This window comes from Providencia sp. PROV236 (assembly GCF_033676985.1).
GTDB classification, from domain to species: domain Bacteria; phylum Pseudomonadota; class Gammaproteobacteria; order Enterobacterales; family Enterobacteriaceae; genus Providencia; species Providencia manganoxydans.
In genome coordinates this window covers 454,127-472,866 of record NZ_CP096297.1, presented here as the reverse complement: position 1 = coordinate 472,866, position 18,740 = coordinate 454,127, and the positions used below count along the sequence as shown (strand labels likewise).

Genomic DNA, 18,740 nt, shown 5'->3' with positions numbered 1-18,740 from the left:
TTACAAGAACGCAAAGAACACCATTCCGACAATGGCACCCGTCGTTCCTAAGATAGTTTCCATCACTGTCCATGTTTTTAAGGTTTGTGCTTCTGTTGCACCCGTAAATTTACCGAATAGCCAGAAACCTGAGTCGTTCACATGACTTAAAATCAAAGAACCACCGGAAATACAAGTCGCCAATGCGGCTAGCTGTGCGCCTGAGTATCCTAATTCACCAATGACTGGTAGTACTAAACCCACGGTTGTTAAACATGCAACGGTTGCAGAACCTTGGATAACACGTACTGCACCAGCTAGTACAAAACACGCCACTGCGATAGGCAGACCCGCGCCAATCAATGAATCGCCAAGTGCTGGGCCAACTCCTGAATCCACTAAGATCTGTTTGAACACCCCACCAGCCCCAGTCACTAATAAAATAATACCAGCAGGTTGGATAGCTGCGGAGCACACTTCCATTACTTTTTCTTTATTCATCCCATAGCGAAAACCTAGGCCATAAATTGCCAGCAGACAAGCCAATAACAGTGCAGTGAATGGATGGCCGATAAATTCGAGCCAATGCTCAAGGTTCGAGTTCGGTTCAACAAAATGTGTACCTATTGTTTTTAGACCAACTAAAACCAGAGGGAATAAAACAAGGCTCAAGCTAAAACCAAAACTAGGCATTTTGCCATGATCCATTTTTGGTGCTTGATAATCCGCAGGGATATCAATTGTCACGTGCTTACTGATAAAACTACCAAATAGTGGACCTGCTAATAACATACCAGGAATAGCGGCACACAGACCGATCAGGATCATCCAGCCATAGTCAGCCCCCATCTGTGAAGCGACTAGCATTGGTGTTGGCCCCGGTAATAAAAACGCTGCCGCAGCTGCAACCCCTGCGAATAAAGGTATAGCCATGCGTACAACGTTATGACCGGTACGATTTGCGACAGCGAATACCACGCCGATTAGTAGCACGATGGCGACATCAAAGAACAGTGGTAAAGCACAAATTAAACCTGCGATACCCACTGCGTAATGAGCTCGCTTTTCACCAAATAGATTCAATAACTTAGTCGCGACTTGATCAAGTGCTCCAGTTTCATGAAGGATCTTACCGAACATCGCGCCAAGTGCGACAACAATTGCCAAGAACCCTAGAGTGCCGGCCATCCCTTTTTGCATGGTGGCGGTGATCTCTTGTACTGGCATACCTGAAAAGAGCCCTGCACCGATAGAAACGATCATCAGAGCCACAAATGCATGCAAACGTGCATACATGACGAGGAACAGCAGTAGTACAACGGAGCCGACTGCCGTCAGCACCAATGTTAAAGTACTTAATGTTTCAACAGGGGTGTTCATGGATTGCCTCCAGATACAATTTGATGAATAGCCGTACGCGTATTTTTTATAACCTCATCAAGTGATGGGCGAATATCGACAATATGAACATCCTGTTCTTCTAATGTAGGCTCTTGCAATGCCTGAAATTGGGATACCAACATTTCAGGTTTAAAGAAATGACCTTTACGTGCTTTGAGGCGGTTTTCAATGAGTTCAGCATCTCCTTTCAGATAGATAAAATAGAGGTTCTTATTTCCTTCTCTCAATCTATCGCGATAGCTTTTTTTCAATGCGGAACAAACAACTAATGAAATTGCATTAGTGCGTTGCATGGCAAAAATAGCGTCATTTAGTGCGGCAAGCCAAGGTTGGCGATCTTCATCATTCAAAGCATGACCTGAAGCCATTTTTTGAATATTTGCGCGAGGATGTAAAAAATCACCGTCTAAAAAAGCCGCATTCGTTTGTTGCGCGACACCGTTTGCAACAGCTGATTTACCGCTACCCGATACCCCCATAAGGACAAACGTATAATTTTGTGTTTGGGTATCACTCATTGGAAACTCCTCAGGTGTTAAATAGAAACTAGTGCTAATTTAGTTTACTGATAGTAGGCATTCGATTGTTACCGGTAACAGTTACCAGTAACATTATCAGCAGTGCTGCTATTTTTATCAATTATCTTTGTGGGGAAATAAATAGATTTGTGATGGCTATCGCACTAATTCAGTGCATCACTGATACTCGTCATACTTCCAGTTACAGCGCTTCACATTGAAGGAATGGTGACTACACTCACTTGCATCAGTCACATACATATTTATGCATGCGCCTGACGACTTATTTGCTTGTTCCCTAGCTGCACCTCGAATTATTTAGTGTTTTTTATTTCAAATGCTTTCACCAGGTAGTAACTCAAAACCAACATCAAATAGCGTTTGTGGTAGTTTTTTACCATTAATACGTCCAAGAAGAACTTCGGCAGCTTTACGCCCCATGCTATCTCTTGGTGTTAAGATACTGGCTAGTTTTGGTGTCATGACTTGCCCAACATCATGTCCGTGGAAACCCGCAATGGCTAAATCGTCGGGGATCTTAATACCAAGACGCTGGCACTCAAAGATTGCCCCTATCGCTAGGTCATCATTCGTACAAAATAGCCCATCTGTTTCAGGGTATTTTTGTTTACACTCATGCAGTAATTGGGCGCCTAATGAATATGAGGAGCTGACTTGCGTCATCACATTGCGTGGCTCAAGCCCCGCATCTCGCATCGCCTGCTCGTAGCCTTGTAGGCGAATAATTGTTCTTTCGTCATGCCGAGCACCTAGGTACACCACATGTTGGCAACCGCGATCTAACATCGCTGCCGTCATTTGCCGTGAAGCTTCAAAATTATCAATACCGACCGCAGTATCTAAACAAGGCGATACACTATCCATAATTTCAACGACAGGGATCCCCGCCGTTTTTAACATACGTAAAGTACGCTCGGTATGAGTTCGTTCAGCTAAGATCACGCCATCGATATTATAAGAAAGCAAAAAAGTGAGTCGCTCTTCCTCTTTTTCGGGCAAGTAACCATAGTGAGCCAACATAGTTTGATAACCATGACGGTCCGCTATCGCTTCAATGCCTCGGATCACTTCAGCAAATACTTGGTTAGTTAATGAAGGTAATAAAACCCCAATTGCATGGCTGGTTGCGTTCGATAACAAATCAGGCGCTTTATTTGGAATATATCCTAGCTCCTCAACAGCTTGTGCAATTTTGCCACGTAGCACTTCAGAAACCTGCTCAGGGTTTCTTAAAAAACGACTAACGGTCATTTTAGTGACACCGATGCGATCGGCAATATCCTGTAATGAGGGTCTTTTTTTCTTCATATGTCCAATATAATAAGTGTTACCTAAGTTCGAATGACGATAACTCATCCTGCTTCAAACTGCGGCTAAAATGATGGCATCGTGACTATACTACTACTCATCGCATAGTTTTCTATGCTCCCAGTGACTCATTCACTCATTACCTAGCCGCACCTTGGATTATTTAGAGTGTATGTTCAGCGATCTTTTTATAGATAGCAATGTTTGTTACTGATTTACATCACAGAATAGTCGAGTTTTCCCATAATTGTCTTTTTTGTAGTTGACTCTACAGCATGACTCCGCTAATTTTCGCGCTATATACAAATAAATATAACGAGTCATTATTTAGCGCTATGGGAATCAATCGCCGACACTTTATCAAATCCTGTGCCGCATTAGCTGCATTTTATTATTTCCCTGCTTGTGGGCGAACTCCTAGTACGGTCGAACAAGCCTTGTTTGGTCAATTGCCAAAACCGAGCCAAATTCAACGTGTCATTAGCTCAGGCGCACCATCTGATCTCCTTCTATTCGCTTTAGCACCAGAAAAAATGGTAGGGTTCTCCTCTATTAATTTACAAAAAAATCATAGCGATTTATTTGCTAAACCATGGAGAGAATTACCGATATATGGACGTTTAGCGGGACGTGGTAGTACGCTTTCTCTGGAAAAACTACTCGACTATAACCCTCAACTGATCCTTGATACAGGCAATATTGATGATACATATCGTTCCCAAGCTGAAAAAGTAGCGCAACAAACGGGAATTGCCTATCTGCTGATTGCGGGGGGACTAGAAGACTCCCCTCAGCAGCTACGCCAATTAGGCCAACTCTTGAATGTCCAACAATCAGCGCAACAACTTAGTGACCTTGCCGAACAATACCTCAAAAGTGCCAAACAGTTTGCGCAAAAAAATCAGACCAATACATTAAGTTTTTATTTAGCGAGAGGGGCTAAAGGGCTCCAAACGGGCACTAAAGGTTCAATTCACACCGAAGCGATAGAAATTTTAGGTTTACGCAATGTGGCCGATATGCCTAACTTTAAAGGATTGACCGAAGTTTCTATGGAGCAACTGTACGAATGGAACCCTGATATTATCATTACCCAATATGAAGAAGCTGTTCAATTTATCCACAGCTCACCATTATGGAAAGGGCTCAATGCTATTTCATCTAACCGTTTGTTCACCTTTAGTGGCATGCCATTTGGTTGGTTAGATGGACCTCCAAGTGTGAATCGTTTATTAGGTATGCGCCGTCTACAAAGCCATTTTGATCAACAGCTAGCGCTAAGCATACATGATGATATTAAACAATTTTTCGCACTGTTTTATCACTCGTCACTCACAGATGAGCAAATTGATAAATTAATGAGATCATCATGAGTCGTCTTGCCAAACAGTCTCTTTTAGCGGCCATTTTTATTATTTGTTTTATCGCTGCATTGATAAATGGTAAGTACTCACTTACTCTAAATCAACTATTGAGTTTGCTCTTCTCAGAATTAGGTTTTCAAATCGCGATTGAAGATCCACGTCATCACACTGTGTTTTGGCAAATTCGTTTTCCTCGAACATTAGCAGCAATTATGATTGGGGGCGGCCTAGCGATTGCTGGCGCTGCCTATCAAGGCATGTTCCGTAACCCATTAGTGTCTCCAGATATCTTAGGGGTTTCAGCTGGTGCTGGGGTTGGTGCTGTGATTGGAATATTCCTTGGACAATCACTGATTTATATCCAATTAGCCGCTTTTATTGGTGGGTTATTGACTGTCACACTCGTTTGTCTAATTGCTCGAATGGCACGCCAGCACGACCCCATTTTGTCCCTCGTTTTAGTTGGGGTGGCTATTAGCGCCTTATGTGGCTCTGCGATATCTTTAATGAAAATTTTAGCCGATCCTTATACCCAACTACCTTCTATTACCTTTTGGCTGCTTGGTGGTCTTTCATCTATTACTCAAAGCGATCTATTATCCGCATTACCTATTATGTTAATAGGCATTATTCCGTTGCTATTGTTACGCTGGCGTATGAATTTACTGAGTTTATCTGATGAAGAAGCTAAAAGTCTCGGGATCAATGTCAGCTTAATTCGTGGTATTTTTATTGTTTCAGCAACCTTAATTACCGCTAGTGCCGTTTCTATTGCAGGTATTATTGGCTGGATAGGACTCATAGTCCCACACATAACCCGAATGATAGTAGGCGCTAACTTTCGCTATCAGCTCCCTGTATCAATGATGATTGGTGCAATTATGTTGCTGATCACTGATACATTGGCACGTAGTATCGCCTCAATTGAACTGCCGCTCGGTATACTAACCTCGGCTGTCGGTGCGCCTTTCTTTTTAGCAATCCTGTTGCAGGCAAGGAGAGTTAAATGAGCCTGATGACATTAGAAAATGTTGCTATTGGCTATCATCATCATGCCATTGTGACGAACATTAATTTGTCACTTTTGACAGGGAAAATCACTTGTTTATTAGGCGCTAATGGCTGCGGTAAAACGACACTAATTAAAAGCTTACTCGGCCTAATTCCCATTATAAAGGGTGATATTTATCTCGCTCAAAAATCATTAAAGTCTTATAAGCAGCAAGATATAGCGAAAGTGATTGCTTACGTACCTCAAGCACATGATACGCCATTTAATTTCACTGCTATTGATATGGTCATGATGGGGTTCACCACGCAACTATCAATCTTTTCAATTCCGAGTCATAAAGAAAGAGCATTGGCTCTTTATCAGCTTCAGAAATTGGGCATTGAGCATCTTGAATTGCGTTTATATAGCACGCTAAGTGGCGGCGAAAAACAGCTGGTTTTGATCGCACGCGCCTTAGTACAAAATCCACAGCTGCTGATCATGGATGAACCGGCTGCTAGCCTTGATTTTGGGAACCAAATCCGCTTATTACAACAAGTAGAACAACTTAAGCAGCATGGAATTACTATTTTAATGTCAACCCATCACCCACAGCATGCCGCTGCTGTTGCAGATAATGTGATCCTACTTAATAAACAGCTTGGTGTTTCCCAAGGCACAGTAAAAGATATGTTAACGCTTACTAACTTAGCAGATCTCTATTCAATTGATGAACAGAGCATCGCATCTCATTTTCAATTTCCCTCTCATTTTACTTGTTAAGGCCAAGGTTATGCTTATTGATCAATTAGATTTTGCAAAAATGTATCAACAACATATGCAGCAAGCACAGCGCTCACGCAAAGAGCCAGAACATTGGGATAAAAAAGCACAACAAATGGCAAAAACTTGTGCTAACCCTCAAGATCCCTATTTAGTCCGTTTTCGTGAATTGATTAATGATACTGATGCCGAAACTTTGCTAGATGTTGGTTGTGGTCCGGGCTCCATTTGCTTAAATTTAGCGGATAAATTCACATCAGTGATAGGAATTGACTATAGTCGGGGCATGTTAGAGGCCGCTCAACAACGTGCTCAAGCACTTAATATTCACCATGCCCAGTTCGAGCAACTCGCGTGGGAAGACAGCTGGGCACATTTACCTAAAGTTGATATCGCTGTTGCATCACGTTCAACACTCGTCGATGATCTTAAACAAGCCCTGCTGAAACTCAACCACCAAGCAAAACTGCGTGTTTACACCACACACACCGTTAATCCCACTTTTATTGATGAAGAGATCATCCGATTTATTGGCCGTGAAGTGGTACGTTTACCAACCTATATTTATGCGGTGAATATTTTACATCAAATGGGCATTCATGCTCGTGTGGAGTTTATCGATAGCCCTGATAAAGGCGGCTTTGATAGCTTTGAAGCCTTTAAAGAAAGCGTTAATTGGTCATTGAAAAACTTAACCGCCGAAGAGACTGAAAAACTATACCAATACTACCAACAAAGAGTCAGTGCAGGTAAACCAATCGCCTATCCTTCTCGCAATTGGGCAATGGTATCATGGGATGTTGTGCCACAAGAGGATCTCACGCCATGATTTATCTCCCTGATAGCTTAATTGATCAATTACTACTTGATGATATTCAATATGGTGACCTCACAACACGCTCATTGGGGTTACATCATCAACCCGCTACCATGACATTTACCTCTAGACAAGGCGGATGTATTAGTGGTCTGGAAATCGCATCACGTATGCTTAATAAATTAGGTATTGAACATCAATGCAATTATCGAGATGGTGAAATCGTAGAGGCAGAAAGTTGCTTGATTATTGCTTCAGGTACCGTTGAAACACTTCATCAAGGCTGGAAGGCCGTACAAAATGTCTTAGAATGGTGTTGTGGTGTTAGCCATTACACCCACCAAATGGTGACTATCCTTAAGCAATATCAACCTGATGCCCAGCTGGCCTGTACGCGCAAAACGATCCCCGGTACAAAAACACTCGCATTAACAGCTATCGTTGCTGGTGGAGCGATTATTCATCGAGCAGGTAGTGCAGAAAGTATTTTGTTATTTACTAATCACCGCCAATGCCTTGCTGCGCCAGATGATTGGTATTCGCACATTAATACATTGAGAGCGGCCGCACCCGAAAAACAGATCATTGTTGAAGCTGACAATTATGAACAAGCCACCCTTGCTATTGAAGCAGGTGCCGATATTGTACAACTGGATAAATTCAGCCCATCATTGATCCGCCAGTTGCAACAGAACCTCCTTAAACAAAAACGTAGCTGCCGTTTATCAGCGGCTGGCGGGATCAATCTACAAACTATCAATGAATATGCGCAAACGGGTATTGCTTTGTTTATAACATCAGCGCCTTATTACGCACCACCTAGAGATATTAAAGTAAAAATTTCCACCTCATAACCCAAGTAACAACCTAACTTAAGCGAAACTACAACCAATTTGGCTGGGGGTTTTCACTTAATTAAATAAACGCTAACTATCGTTATATAAAAAATAATATATCGAATTATATAAACTGGAATTTCATAATGAAAATAAAACAAATTACCTATCTGGTTGGGATGGCTTTATTTACAACACATAGCTTCGCGGAAACGACAGAAGAGAAAATCAATCGTGATGTTATGACAGTTTGGAGCACGCCACTTGCTGCTGATGAACATGTCATTACCCAATCACAAATGCAGCAATTAAATCGAACCAATGTTGCTCAAGCTCTGAGTACCATGCCTGGCGTTGTGATCCAAAAATCAGGCAACCGTAACGAAACGCAAGTTAACGTACGTGGTTTCGATAGCCGTCAGGTTCCAGTCTTCTTTGATGGGATCCCAACCTATGTCCCTTATGATGGCACATTAGATTTAGGTCGTTTTATGACCAGTGAATTATCCAGCGTCGAGCTATCAACAGGTTATACCTCTTTACTACAAGGACCAAACCTGATGGGAGGCGCTATCAACTTAACCACTGCAACCCCAAAAAAACCGTTAGAAGCTAATATTAACCTGAATCAAGGCTTTGCTCGTGGTGCAGATAATGCACATAATATCAGTGCTCGTTTAGGTGCTCGCAATGATCTTGGTTTTATTCAAATCAGTGGAAGCCAATATAAACAACGCTTTATGGGCCTACCCGCATCAGAAGACAATAATCCACTCGCTGGCACCCATGGCCGTCGCACTAATTCTGCAACAGATGATAAACGTCTTATGCTTAAAATGGGTTGGACCCCCAGAGAAACTGATGAGTATGTCGTCACGTACTTAAAACAAGATGGCGATAAAAATAGCGCACCAAATGCCGACAGCCCAAAACAACAGATTTGGCAATGGCCTGAATATGATAAAGAAAGCGTTTACTTTAATGGCAATACTCAACTTACGAACGATATTGCATTACAAAGCCGCCTTTATCACGATAAATTCACCAATACCCTTCACCAATACAAATCCGTCAAAGATTATAAAAATGGGGTATATAACTACAGCCATTATGACGACTACAGTAATGGTGCTGATATGCGTATTGATTTTACACTTCGTGAACTCGATATGCTGTCCTTTGCTGCGCATTGGAAAGAGGATATTCACCGTGCTCGTAGCAATAAAGAAGTGCCCTATGATCGCTACAAAGATCAAACATGGTCAGTTGCGACTGAATACCAATGGGTTGCAACTGACAAGCTAGATATTATCGGTGGAATTGGTTTTGATTGGCGCAGTAGTGATGATGGCAAACGCTACCTGTACAATAAAAAAAACGTTGTTACTGGTATCGAAACCTATGATGACAATCGCCAACGTGCATTTAACTGGGAATTGATGGCGCGCTACCATTTAGACAATAATGATACTGTACAGTTTTCTATTTCAGATAGAAGCCGTTTCCCGACACAAAAAGAGCGCTACACCAAAAACAAGATGAAAAATAAAGATAGCTTTGTGATCAACCCTCATCTTGACGCCGAACGCGCACTTACCTATGACTTAACCTATAAAGGCTATATCACCCCTAATTGGTCCTACAATGCAAGCGCTTACTATAATCATGTTTCTGACGCGATTATGGCTCATTATATGTACTATGATCCCACAGAAGATTCAGATGTTTATCAAAATAGAAATAGTGGCAAAGTGAATTACGCGGGTATTGATCTAGGCAGTAATGGACAAATCTCCGATTGGATGTCCATTGGTCTAAATTATAGTTATATTCATGCAGATCCAAAGCATTATAGCGTAAAACATATTGCTGAATTACCGTCACACAAGGCATTTGTCTGGGTCAAATTCACTCCTTATGAGCCTCTCAGTTTCACAATAACAGAGGAAGCAAGAAGTTGGGCTTTTAATTATATTGATAATAATGACAAAGTACGTGGTTTTGCTAAAACAGATATTCGTATTGATTATGATCTAGGTCAAGGTATCTCCGTAAATACATCTATAAATAATTTGTTCGATAAATCATATCAATATACAAAAGGTTATATAGAAGAGGGCCGTAATTATTGGTTGGGTATTGAATATAATTATTAATATGACTTAGGTAAGGTAAGGAGTTTTTCCTCCTTACCTAATTAGAAATCATTTTAATTTTCTATCTTAAATTAAAATTATTAAATAACATCCAAATATATAGGTATTAACACTTAAGACCATTCTTAATAAATAGCCAAATATAATACAACAATGATACCCAAACCTATATTTTAGATACATATATTTTTTACACATGAAATACTTCTTTATTAAGAATAAAAATCCATCCAACGGCAAAAAAAACACCCTATAACTCCATTGCACCTCTCAGTTCAATATATTTGAACTCAGGATTCAAAAAAGCTCATAGCTCAATACTTGAAGTTAATTGCATCCCTATTTAAACTACATGCATTACAAATATTTATAAAAAAACATATAAATTAACAATTTTTCCATTAAAACGTTTTTTCCTTTTATTATAAAAATCAAATTTTTCTATAGTTAAAATTAGAGAGAGTAAGCTACATTTATGACAAAGATCAAAAACTATCTCATTAATAATAAATTTATTTTTGAGACTGAAAAGTGTCTCATTTTTTTAAATAATGAGACAGATCAATTTATTGAGCTTTCAAAGCCTGCATCCCGCTTATTGAGTGAAATAATTATTCTAAATCAAGAGTCCCAAATAGCGACCAGAGATGATTTACTTACCAATGTTTGGGAAAAACATGGATTAGTAGGCTCAAACAATAACTTAAACACCTATGTTAGTGAAATAAGAAAAAAATTTGAGCTTATTGGTATTGATCCAAAATCTATTGTTACAGTACCTAAAAGAGGTTTTCGCTTTGACTGTAAAACAGTAGAAATAATCACCCAAGAAAATAGTGTATCTAGCTTACCAGAAGAGGAATTTATACATTATGGTGACAAACCAAAATCAACTAATATTGTTCATCACGATGAGAACAGTATTAATCCTAATAAAACACATGATAATCAAAGCATAACAAACAAAAATGCTGAGATTCATGAATTCTTAACTGTTGACCAAGAAAATAAGAATGAAACCGCATTAACTCAACCTGTTAAAAAACAAGAAAACATTAGAAAAAATTATGTTTTATTCATTTTAATTGCAATTGTTACTGTTTCATTAACGTTAACTTTTCATTTTATAAAAGATTCTGATGCCAGTATGCAAATGAATGGCTACATTGCAGTGAACCAAAGAGCTCAATGTATTATTCAGATCCCCATTCATTTAGCTGAAAATTCATCTAAAGATCATCTCGATTTTATCAATAGAAAACTTGATAAATATAATGTTGATTGTAATCAGCCGAAACGCATCATTTTACTTTCAGAACCCAACAATATGCAGCCTGCTGATAAAAACCTTTCTATCAGTATTTGTAAAGAAAAAAATACTCAATATGACTGTGTCTCGATCAATGATCAGAGAATTTAAATGAAAAAGTATATTTTATTATCTTTGCTTGCTGTATTTTCAGCCTTATTTACGGCAGTTTTTCTTCATCAAAAAAGCCATAATATTAATATGTGTCATTCAGAACTTTTATGGATAAAAGATAACGGAACAGATGAAGGCTTGATACTAAAATCAAAAACCAATATTCTCATTGACAATGATAATACTGGTAGAATAAAGATGTATGGCTATATAAAACAAAACAATGTATTTTATCGCTTAGATAGAGCTATATACTTTAACTTTCAATCAATTGATAAAAATCATCATTATTCCATACATTTTAGCCAACTATCTATAACAAACTCAGATAATGTGCCAAAAGAGTTATTTGCCAACTTTATTCAGTTAGAAGAAGAAAAGATAAACTACTACGTTAGCATTACTAAAATGGATGATGATATTTATATTCTAACAGATGAAGCTTACTCATCTTTTACTTGTTACGTAGAAAAGTAAAAAATCAAAATACTAGCAACATGAAAAAATAATAAGCACACTATTTTAGTGTAACCATAGCAAGGATAATTCATTTACTAAATATACTAGGAATAACTGTTTCATTAGTCACTAAAGTTGACTTAGTATAAATGGGAACGTTAACATTAACTTTTATACTCTAAATAATTCGAGGTGCAGCTAGGCGACAAGTGAACGAATCGCCAGGAGCATAGAGCACTATGTGACGGGCGTGAGTGAACGTAGTCAACAACGCTGAAACTTAAAGTATGACGAGTATATATTGTATAATCCTTATTGATACAAAATTAATATCCAACCTAATATCAAACATAAATGAATATAGTTATCGCTCATATTTTATATAATTTGGCTGATATCGCTTTATGACAAACGACCGAACAGAATTCATGTTGCTTACTATTTGATTCATCCACTGTTAATGGAGTATGCCCTGATGCTCAATGAGTTTGGCTTAATAAGGCACCTTTTCCCCAAATTGAGTTATACCATCTCTAAATCAAATTATTGAGTGGCAAGCAACAGAACTAAAACTTGTTGGTAACTTTCATTAAAAATGCGAGGATTACCTAGATATTTCTAAATTATGGTAGACTACCCTCAACAGCAATAACAGTTTTGAGTAGGGCTCTCGACCATGAAAAAAATGAATGAAGAAAAGTTGCTCGCAATGGCTGCGCGGTTATGTGGAGCTCGAGGTGTTAGGCTCACATCGCAGCGAGAAACTGTTTTACGTTTGATAGCTAAACAACACGGAGCCATCAGTGCATACGATTTACTTGACCTGCTCCGTGAAGTAGAACCACAAGCTAAACCCCCTACTGTCTATCGTGCTTTAGAGTTTTTGATGGAACAAAGCTTTATTCATAAAATAGAATCCACTAATAGCTATGTTATTTGCCATCATTTTGATAACCCGAGTCATATATCAGTAATGTTAATCTGTGATCATTGCGGCAGTGTCGCCGAAAGTGATTGTGGGGTAATTGAAGCTGCCATTTTAGAATTAGCCAAACAAAATCAATTTCAGCTACGTCATACTGTGGTAGAAAATCATGGGGTATGCCAAGCTTGCAGCGAAATCGTGAATTGCCGAGATCATCAACATTGCGATCATGATCATCAACAGCCCTCAGTAAAAACAAAGAAAAAAACTTAAAAAAAGAGCTATTGATAGGCTGATAGGCTGATAGGCTGATAGGCTGATAGGCTGATAGGCTGATAGGCTGATAGGCTGATAGGCTGATAGGCTGATAGGCTATATTAAACCATCCGTTTTCCTACCCATCACGCTTTAAATTGAAAAATAAACACTTATATCGCGGGCAGATCCCCAAAAACATTAATGGGTACAATCTGCCAGCAACATTTTAATCATCTTTACGATGCAATCTTAGCACCATTCACCATTACGGATCACCCCCACAGCTAACCCCTCAATCGTGAAGTTTTGCTGGCGTAGATCGACAATAATAGGTGCAAACTCAGCGTTCTCCGCGATTAATTCGACACGATTACCTTGTTGTTTAAAACGCTTTACCGTTACTTCATCTTCAATTCGTGCGACCACAACTTGCCCATTATGGACATTTTGGGTTTTATGAACAGCTAACAGATCACCATCCATAATACCAATATCTTTCATCGACATACCATTCACACGCAGTAAAAAATCCGCATGTGGTTTAAAAAGTGCTGGATCAACTTGATAGTGGCTCTCTATATGCTCTTGAGCTAATAATGGTTCACCCGCAGCTACACGGCCAATCAGAGGAAGCCCTTGAGTATCATTCTCTTCTTCAAGCAGTAAACGAATACCGCGAGAAGCACCAGAAACAATCTCAATAACCCCTTTACGCGCTAACGCCTTAAGATGCTCTTCTGCCGCATTAGGCGAACGAAAACCAAGGCTTGCTGCTATTTCAGCGCGTGTAGGTGGCATACCCGTCTGAGAAATGTGATCGCGCACCAGATCATAAACCTGCTGTTGTCTAGCCGTCAGTGCTTTCATCTCGTTCCCCTGTTTGTTTATACAGTCAGACTGTGAGTATATACAGGTAAATGAAGATTTGAAACACTTAAATCACGGAAGTGCCACATTTATCGAGACTAACCGACACTTTAAGACTAACCAGCAAAATAACGCTGCCACAATACTGTAGCCCAGATAACTAGCGCCAATCCAATTGTGATAAATACCGCCGCCGAACCGATATCTTTTGCTCGTCCCGATAATTCATGGTATTCACTACCAACACGGTCGACAACCGCTTCAATTGCACTATTAACTAACTCTACAATAGCTACCAGCACAACAGAACTAATCAGTAATAGCCGATCGACATAACTGACGTCCAAATATAAAGCAATAATTACCGCAAAGATCGCAGCTACCGCCTCTTGGCGAAATGCCGCTTCATGCACCCATGCCGCTTTTAATCCCTTAAGAGAATACCCCGCAGCCTTAATTACACGGGTGAATCCCTTAGTTTGGTTTGCCATATTTATTCCTCAAACTTACAAACGTTCATCATTTTTTGCGGTCAAAGTTAACTGTCAGTAACAGATTTACCCGTTGATTTCTGGTATGCTTACAAAGCATTGTTAACAAGAGGCTATAATCATTTATGTCACTATGGCGTAAAATATATTACAACACGTTGAATTTACCACTTAAATTACTGGTAAAGAGTAAATTAATTCCAACGGACCCAATTTCAGAGCTTGAGCTGGACACGACTCGGCCCACATTATATGTGTTGCCTTACCATTCAAAATCTGACCTTTTAACATTACGTCACCAATGCTTATCTATCGGCTTGCCTGATCCTTTAGTCGATAATGACATCAACGGGACTAAATTACCTGCTTACGTCTTTATTGATGATGGCCCGCGGGTCTTTCGCTACTACTCCCCAGATCCGCGTAAAGAGTCGGTAAAAATATTTCATGCCTACCTAGACTTACATCGCAGTAATCCGAATCTCGACATTCAGCTATTGCCTGCGTCTGTCATGTTTGGTCGTGCTCCTGGGCGTGAACGTGAAGGGCATACTCCTGCACCGCCATTACGTTTGCTCAATGGTATTCAAAAATTCTTCGCCGTCATCTGGCTTGGGCGAGACAGCTTTGTGCGATTTTCACCGATTGTCTCGATGGGATTAATGGCACAAGAGCATGGTACAGATACCATTATCGCGAATAAATTGGCACGTGTTGCACGCATTCATTACTCACGCCAACGTCTTGCGGCTGTCGGCCCCAAACTTCCTGTACGCCAAGAGCTATTCAATAAATTATTGACCTCAAAAGCAATTGAAAAAGCGGTTGAAGACGAAGCTCGCAGCAAAAAAATACCATTGAAAAAAGCCCAGCAAAATGCTGTGAGTATGATGGAAGAAATAGCGGCTAACTTTTCTTATGAAGCTGTACGATTGACTGATCGAGTACTTGGTTGGACGTGGAACCGTTTATATCAAGGGATCAACGTTCAGCACGCAGAGCGCGTACGCCAATTAGCACAAGATGGCCATGAAATCGTTTATGTCCCTTCCCATCGTAGCCATATGGACTACCTACTGCTTTCATATGTTCTCTACCATCAAGGGCTGGTTCCACCGCATATTGCAGCGGGTATTAACTTAAATTTCTGGCCTGCTGGGCCAATTTTCCGCCGTCTTGGTGCGTTCTTTATTCGCCGAACGTTTAAAGGAAATAAGCTCTATTCAACTGTTTTTCGCGAATACCTGAGTGAATTGTTTGCACGTGGTTACTCGATTGAATATTTTGTCGAAGGTGGTCGCTCCCGTACTGGTCGTTTGCTTGAACCTAAAACAGGGACATTATCGATGACCTTGCAAGCCATGCTACGTGGAGACTCTCGTCCTATCACCATAGTGCCAATTTATATTGGCTATGAGCACGTTATGGAAGTGGGAACCTACGCCAAAGAGTTACGTGGCGCAGAAAAAGAAAAAGAAGGCTTTTTCTCAATGATCCGTGGCCTACGTAAATTACGTAACTTAGGTCAAGGCTATGTGAACTTTGGTCAACCGATATCGCTCACCCAATATTTAACTAAGCACGTGCCTCATTGGCGTGATTCCATTGACCCTATTGAGCCACAGCGTCCAAGTTGGTTAAACCCTGTTGTCAGTGGTTTGGCTGATAACATTATGGTCAATATCAATAATGCAGCAGCAGCAAATGCAATTAACCTTTGCTCAACCGCATTACTCGCTTCACGTCAACGTTCATTAACTCGTGAACAATTAATTGAGCAAGTTGAATGCTATCTACAACTATTGCGTAATGCGCCTTATACCGCAGATGCTACCACGCCAAATAAAACGGCTGAGCAACTGTTAGAGCACGCACTACAAATGGATAAATTCGAAGTTGAAAAAGACAGCATGGGGGATATCATTATTCTCCCTCGAGAAAATGCCGTTTTGATGACTTACTACCGTAACAATATCCATCACTTGCTGGTACTCCCCTCACTTATTGCCAGTATTCTGCTGCACAATGAACGTATCAGCCGACAAGAGATCCATTATCAGGTTGGGCAAATTTACCCATTCCTCAAAGCTGAGCTGTTTATGCGTTATAACAGTGAGTCGCTAACTGAAGTGGTTGACACTTTGATAGATGAACTAACCAGTCAAAAGTTAGTCTGTCTAAAAGAAGACGATATTGTGGTATTAAATCCACGCCGTATCCGCCCATTACAGCTATTAGCCGCCGGGGTTCGCGAAACCTTGCAGCGTTATGCCATCACATTATCTCTGCTCAATGCGAGTCCTGAAATTAGCCGTAATACATTAGAAAAAGAGAGCCGTATGTTAGCTCAGCGTCTTTCTGTATTGCATGGCATCAACGCGCCTGAGTTTTTTGATAAAGCCGTATTCTCAACACTAGTAGAAACATTACGCGAAGAAGGCTATATCGATAATGATGATAATGATATTTTCACGGCAAATGCGAAAAAACTGTACGCAGTGATTGCTCGCTTAATGTCACCAGAAATACGTCTAACTATCGAAAGCGTTAGCCAGCCAGAAGAGCGCGCTGCGGAAAAAGAGAGCGAGAAATCAAAACAAGACTAGCGATTTGGGTATAAAGAAATAAAACGGGGCATAATACTATTCATATTCCCTGACTAGTCCTGATATAGGTTGACAACTTTTCAGGTATAAAATGCTCGATGAACCTCATCGGGCGTTTTATAGTTTAATGATAAATGAGGTCGCCTTTCATTATAAATCTGTATTGATTCTTCAACCAACCTCCTAGCCTGTTCTAAATTTCTCGGCTTTATTAACAAATATTCCATTTTTAATATCCCATTGACTCGCTCTGCTAATGCATTTTGATAACAGTCATAGCCATCCGTCATAGAACATTGAATATTATGTTTTTTATGGATTTCCTGATATTCCGACGAACAGTATTGTAAGCCTCGATCTGAATGATGGATCAAGGTCGTGGTTGAACTTCGTTTTTTTAATGCTTGTACAAATGATTTCTTGACGGCTTTTGTTTTCATATTGTCATCAAGATGATAACCCACTATTTTTCGCGAATAAGCATCGGTGATCAGACTTAAATAAGTATCTCCTTCGTGTGTGGATAAATACGTAATATCAGCAACCCACAGTTGCTCCGGTTGTGAAGGGATAAACCCTGATTTAATTAAATTTGGATGTCGATGAAATCGATGATGACTCAATGTTGTTCGATGATATGACCGCTTATTAGGCACTAATAAGCGATGTTCTCTCAACAAAGAAAATAATCGGTCACGACCAATAATTAATTGTTTTTGTTTCAAAAGAAAGTGTAATTTTCTCACCCCAAGCCTAGGGTGAACTGTTCGCTCAGATTTCACAGCACAAACAATAATTGCATCTAATTTTTTCCGCTTATCAGACGTATCTTGACGTTTGTAATAGGCTTGCCGAGTGATTTTCATAAAACGACAAGCTTTGGTTACGGTGAGTTTTTCAACCGTTTTTTCCTTAATAACTCGGCTTTGCGCTTTTTTGAGAGGCGAACTCCAAAATCCCTATCCATCACTTTGACAACCGCCTCAAAAAAATCAGCTTTGAGCTGCATCTCCTCAAGCTCTTTTTCAAGGGCTTTAATGCGTTGTTCAGGTGTTTGTTGCTCCGAGGTTTGGTTCATAGCAGCACCTTTATAAAGAGTATTGGGCGTACCTTCCGACCAATCTAATCTACCATGCTTACGTAACCAAACCAAAACAGTTGAACGCCCCTGTATGCCATATCGATATTGAGCTTGTTTATAGGTGAGCTCGCCTTTTTCTACTTGGTCAACAACCGCCAGTTTAAAGGCAAGAGAATAATCACGTTGAGTTCGTTTACCTATTGGTTTCATTACACTCTCCAATTTTAGATTGGAAAAGTGTCAACTTTATTTAGGACCGGTCACCCTTATAAATAAAGCCCCCGCGTTAAAACGTGGGGCTTTTAGTCATCAAAGATAACATTACTAGTACCATTTTCCGCCTTCTATATCAGATATTAATTGCACAAATAAATGAATAATTAAAAATGCAATCAGCAGAATTAACAACATGTCACTTAAAGTATAGCGAATATAAAAAGATTTTATTAATTCATA

The 18,740-nt window shown here is 39.9% G+C and carries 16 protein-coding genes; 10 read left to right on the top strand and 6 right to left on the bottom strand.

Annotation, left to right across the window (positions count from 1 at the left end; all coding sequences use genetic code 11):
• The 3 genes from gntU to gntR form a co-directional block, all read right to left on the bottom strand.
• A complete protein-coding gene (gene gntU / locus M1E96_RS01980) occupies positions 1 to 1,359 on the bottom strand; it encodes a gluconate transporter (RefSeq protein ID WP_140178792.1) in 1,359 nt (452 codons plus the stop codon).
• Entirely contained in the window at positions 1,356 to 1,898 is a 543-nt protein-coding gene (gene gntK / locus M1E96_RS01975; RefSeq protein WP_070925757.1) for a gluconokinase, read from the bottom strand. The genes gntU and gntK overlap by 4 nt, the downstream gene beginning before the upstream one ends.
• Positions 1,899 to 2,231: 333 nt before the next feature.
• Positions 2,232 to 3,227 carry a gluconate operon transcriptional repressor GntR gene (gntR, locus tag M1E96_RS01970; RefSeq protein WP_070925824.1) on the bottom strand — a complete coding sequence of 332 codons (996 nt, stop codon included), beginning with the start codon at positions 3,225 to 3,227 and terminating at the stop codon, positions 2,232 to 2,234.
• Positions 3,228 to 3,562: 335 nt separating this feature from the next.
• On the opposite strand from gntR, the gene M1E96_RS01965 reads away from it, so the two are divergent.
• The 9 genes from M1E96_RS01965 (at position 3,563) to zur (ending at position 13,254) form a co-directional block, all read left to right on the top strand.
• The gene (locus M1E96_RS01965; RefSeq protein WP_272581166.1) at positions 3,563 to 4,600 is read left to right on the top strand and encodes an ABC transporter substrate-binding protein; all 1,038 of its coding nucleotides are present in this window, start codon (positions 3,563 to 3,565) and stop codon (positions 4,598 to 4,600) included.
• Positions 4,597 to 5,601, top strand: a complete 1,005-nt coding sequence (locus M1E96_RS01960) for an iron ABC transporter permease (protein WP_319068259.1) — start codon at positions 4,597 to 4,599, stop codon at positions 5,599 to 5,601. The genes M1E96_RS01965 and M1E96_RS01960 overlap by 4 nt, the downstream gene beginning before the upstream one ends.
• Positions 5,598 to 6,365, top strand: a complete 768-nt coding sequence (locus M1E96_RS01955) for an ABC transporter ATP-binding protein (RefSeq protein WP_272581168.1) — start codon at positions 5,598 to 5,600, stop codon at positions 6,363 to 6,365. The genes M1E96_RS01960 and M1E96_RS01955 overlap by 4 nt, the downstream gene beginning before the upstream one ends.
• A gap of 10 nt (positions 6,366 to 6,375) precedes the next feature.
• Positions 6,376 to 7,194, top strand: coding sequence for a bifunctional 2-polyprenyl-6-hydroxyphenol methylase/3-demethylubiquinol 3-O-methyltransferase UbiG (locus tag M1E96_RS01950; RefSeq protein ID WP_272581169.1), 819 nt, complete (start codon positions 6,376 to 6,378; stop codon positions 7,192 to 7,194).
• A complete protein-coding gene (modD, locus tag M1E96_RS01945) occupies positions 7,191 to 8,036 on the top strand; it encodes a ModD protein (protein ID WP_272581170.1) in 846 nt (281 codons plus the stop codon). Before M1E96_RS01950 ends, modD begins: the two co-directional genes overlap by 4 nt.
• Positions 8,037 to 8,164: 128 nt before the next feature.
• Complete coding sequence (locus M1E96_RS01940; protein WP_369427344.1) at positions 8,165 to 10,174, top strand: TonB-dependent receptor plug domain-containing protein; 2,010 nt, start codon at positions 8,165 to 8,167, stop codon at positions 10,172 to 10,174.
• 475 nt (positions 10,175 to 10,649) lie between these two features.
• A complete protein-coding gene (locus M1E96_RS01935) occupies positions 10,650 to 11,594 on the top strand; it encodes a helix-turn-helix domain-containing protein (RefSeq protein WP_319068254.1) in 945 nt (314 codons plus the stop codon).
• Positions 11,595 to 12,074: a hypothetical protein gene (locus M1E96_RS01930; protein WP_369096985.1), complete on the top strand. Its 480-nt coding sequence runs from the start codon at positions 11,595 to 11,597 to the stop codon at positions 12,072 to 12,074.
• Between the two features lie 658 nt (positions 12,075 to 12,732).
• Entirely contained in the window at positions 12,733 to 13,254 is a 522-nt protein-coding gene (zur, locus tag M1E96_RS01925; RefSeq protein ID WP_272581175.1) for a zinc uptake transcriptional repressor Zur, read from the top strand.
• A gap of 234 nt (positions 13,255 to 13,488) precedes the next feature.
• Here zur and lexA read toward each other — a convergent pair whose 3' ends face one another.
• The gene (gene lexA, locus M1E96_RS01920) at positions 13,489 to 14,106 is read right to left on the bottom strand and encodes a transcriptional repressor LexA (RefSeq protein ID WP_070925773.1); all 618 of its coding nucleotides are present in this window, start codon (positions 14,104 to 14,106) and stop codon (positions 13,489 to 13,491) included.
• 116 nt (positions 14,107 to 14,222) lie between these two features.
• Positions 14,223 to 14,597 (bottom strand): diacylglycerol kinase, encoded by a 375-nt coding sequence (locus M1E96_RS01915; RefSeq protein WP_070925775.1) that lies wholly within the window; start codon positions 14,595 to 14,597, stop codon positions 14,223 to 14,225.
• A gap of 125 nt (positions 14,598 to 14,722) precedes the next feature.
• Here M1E96_RS01915 and plsB point away from each other — a divergent pair, with 125 nt between their 5' ends.
• Positions 14,723 to 17,203 carry a glycerol-3-phosphate 1-O-acyltransferase PlsB gene (gene plsB, locus M1E96_RS01910; RefSeq protein WP_272581176.1) on the top strand — a complete coding sequence of 827 codons (2,481 nt, stop codon included), beginning with the start codon at positions 14,723 to 14,725 and terminating at the stop codon, positions 17,201 to 17,203.
• 80 nt (positions 17,204 to 17,283) lie between these two features.
• On the opposite strand, the gene M1E96_RS01905 is transcribed toward plsB, so the two are convergent.
• Positions 17,284 to 18,494, bottom strand: a protein-coding gene (locus M1E96_RS01905) for an IS3 family transposase (protein ID WP_319069321.1) whose coding sequence is annotated in 2 segments (ribosomal slippage) — positions 17,284 to 18,146 and positions 18,146 to 18,494 — 1,212 coding nt in all. Because the reading frame shifts where the segments join, the coding sequence is not laid out codon by codon here.
• Between the last annotated feature and the right edge of the window lie 246 nt (positions 18,495 to 18,740).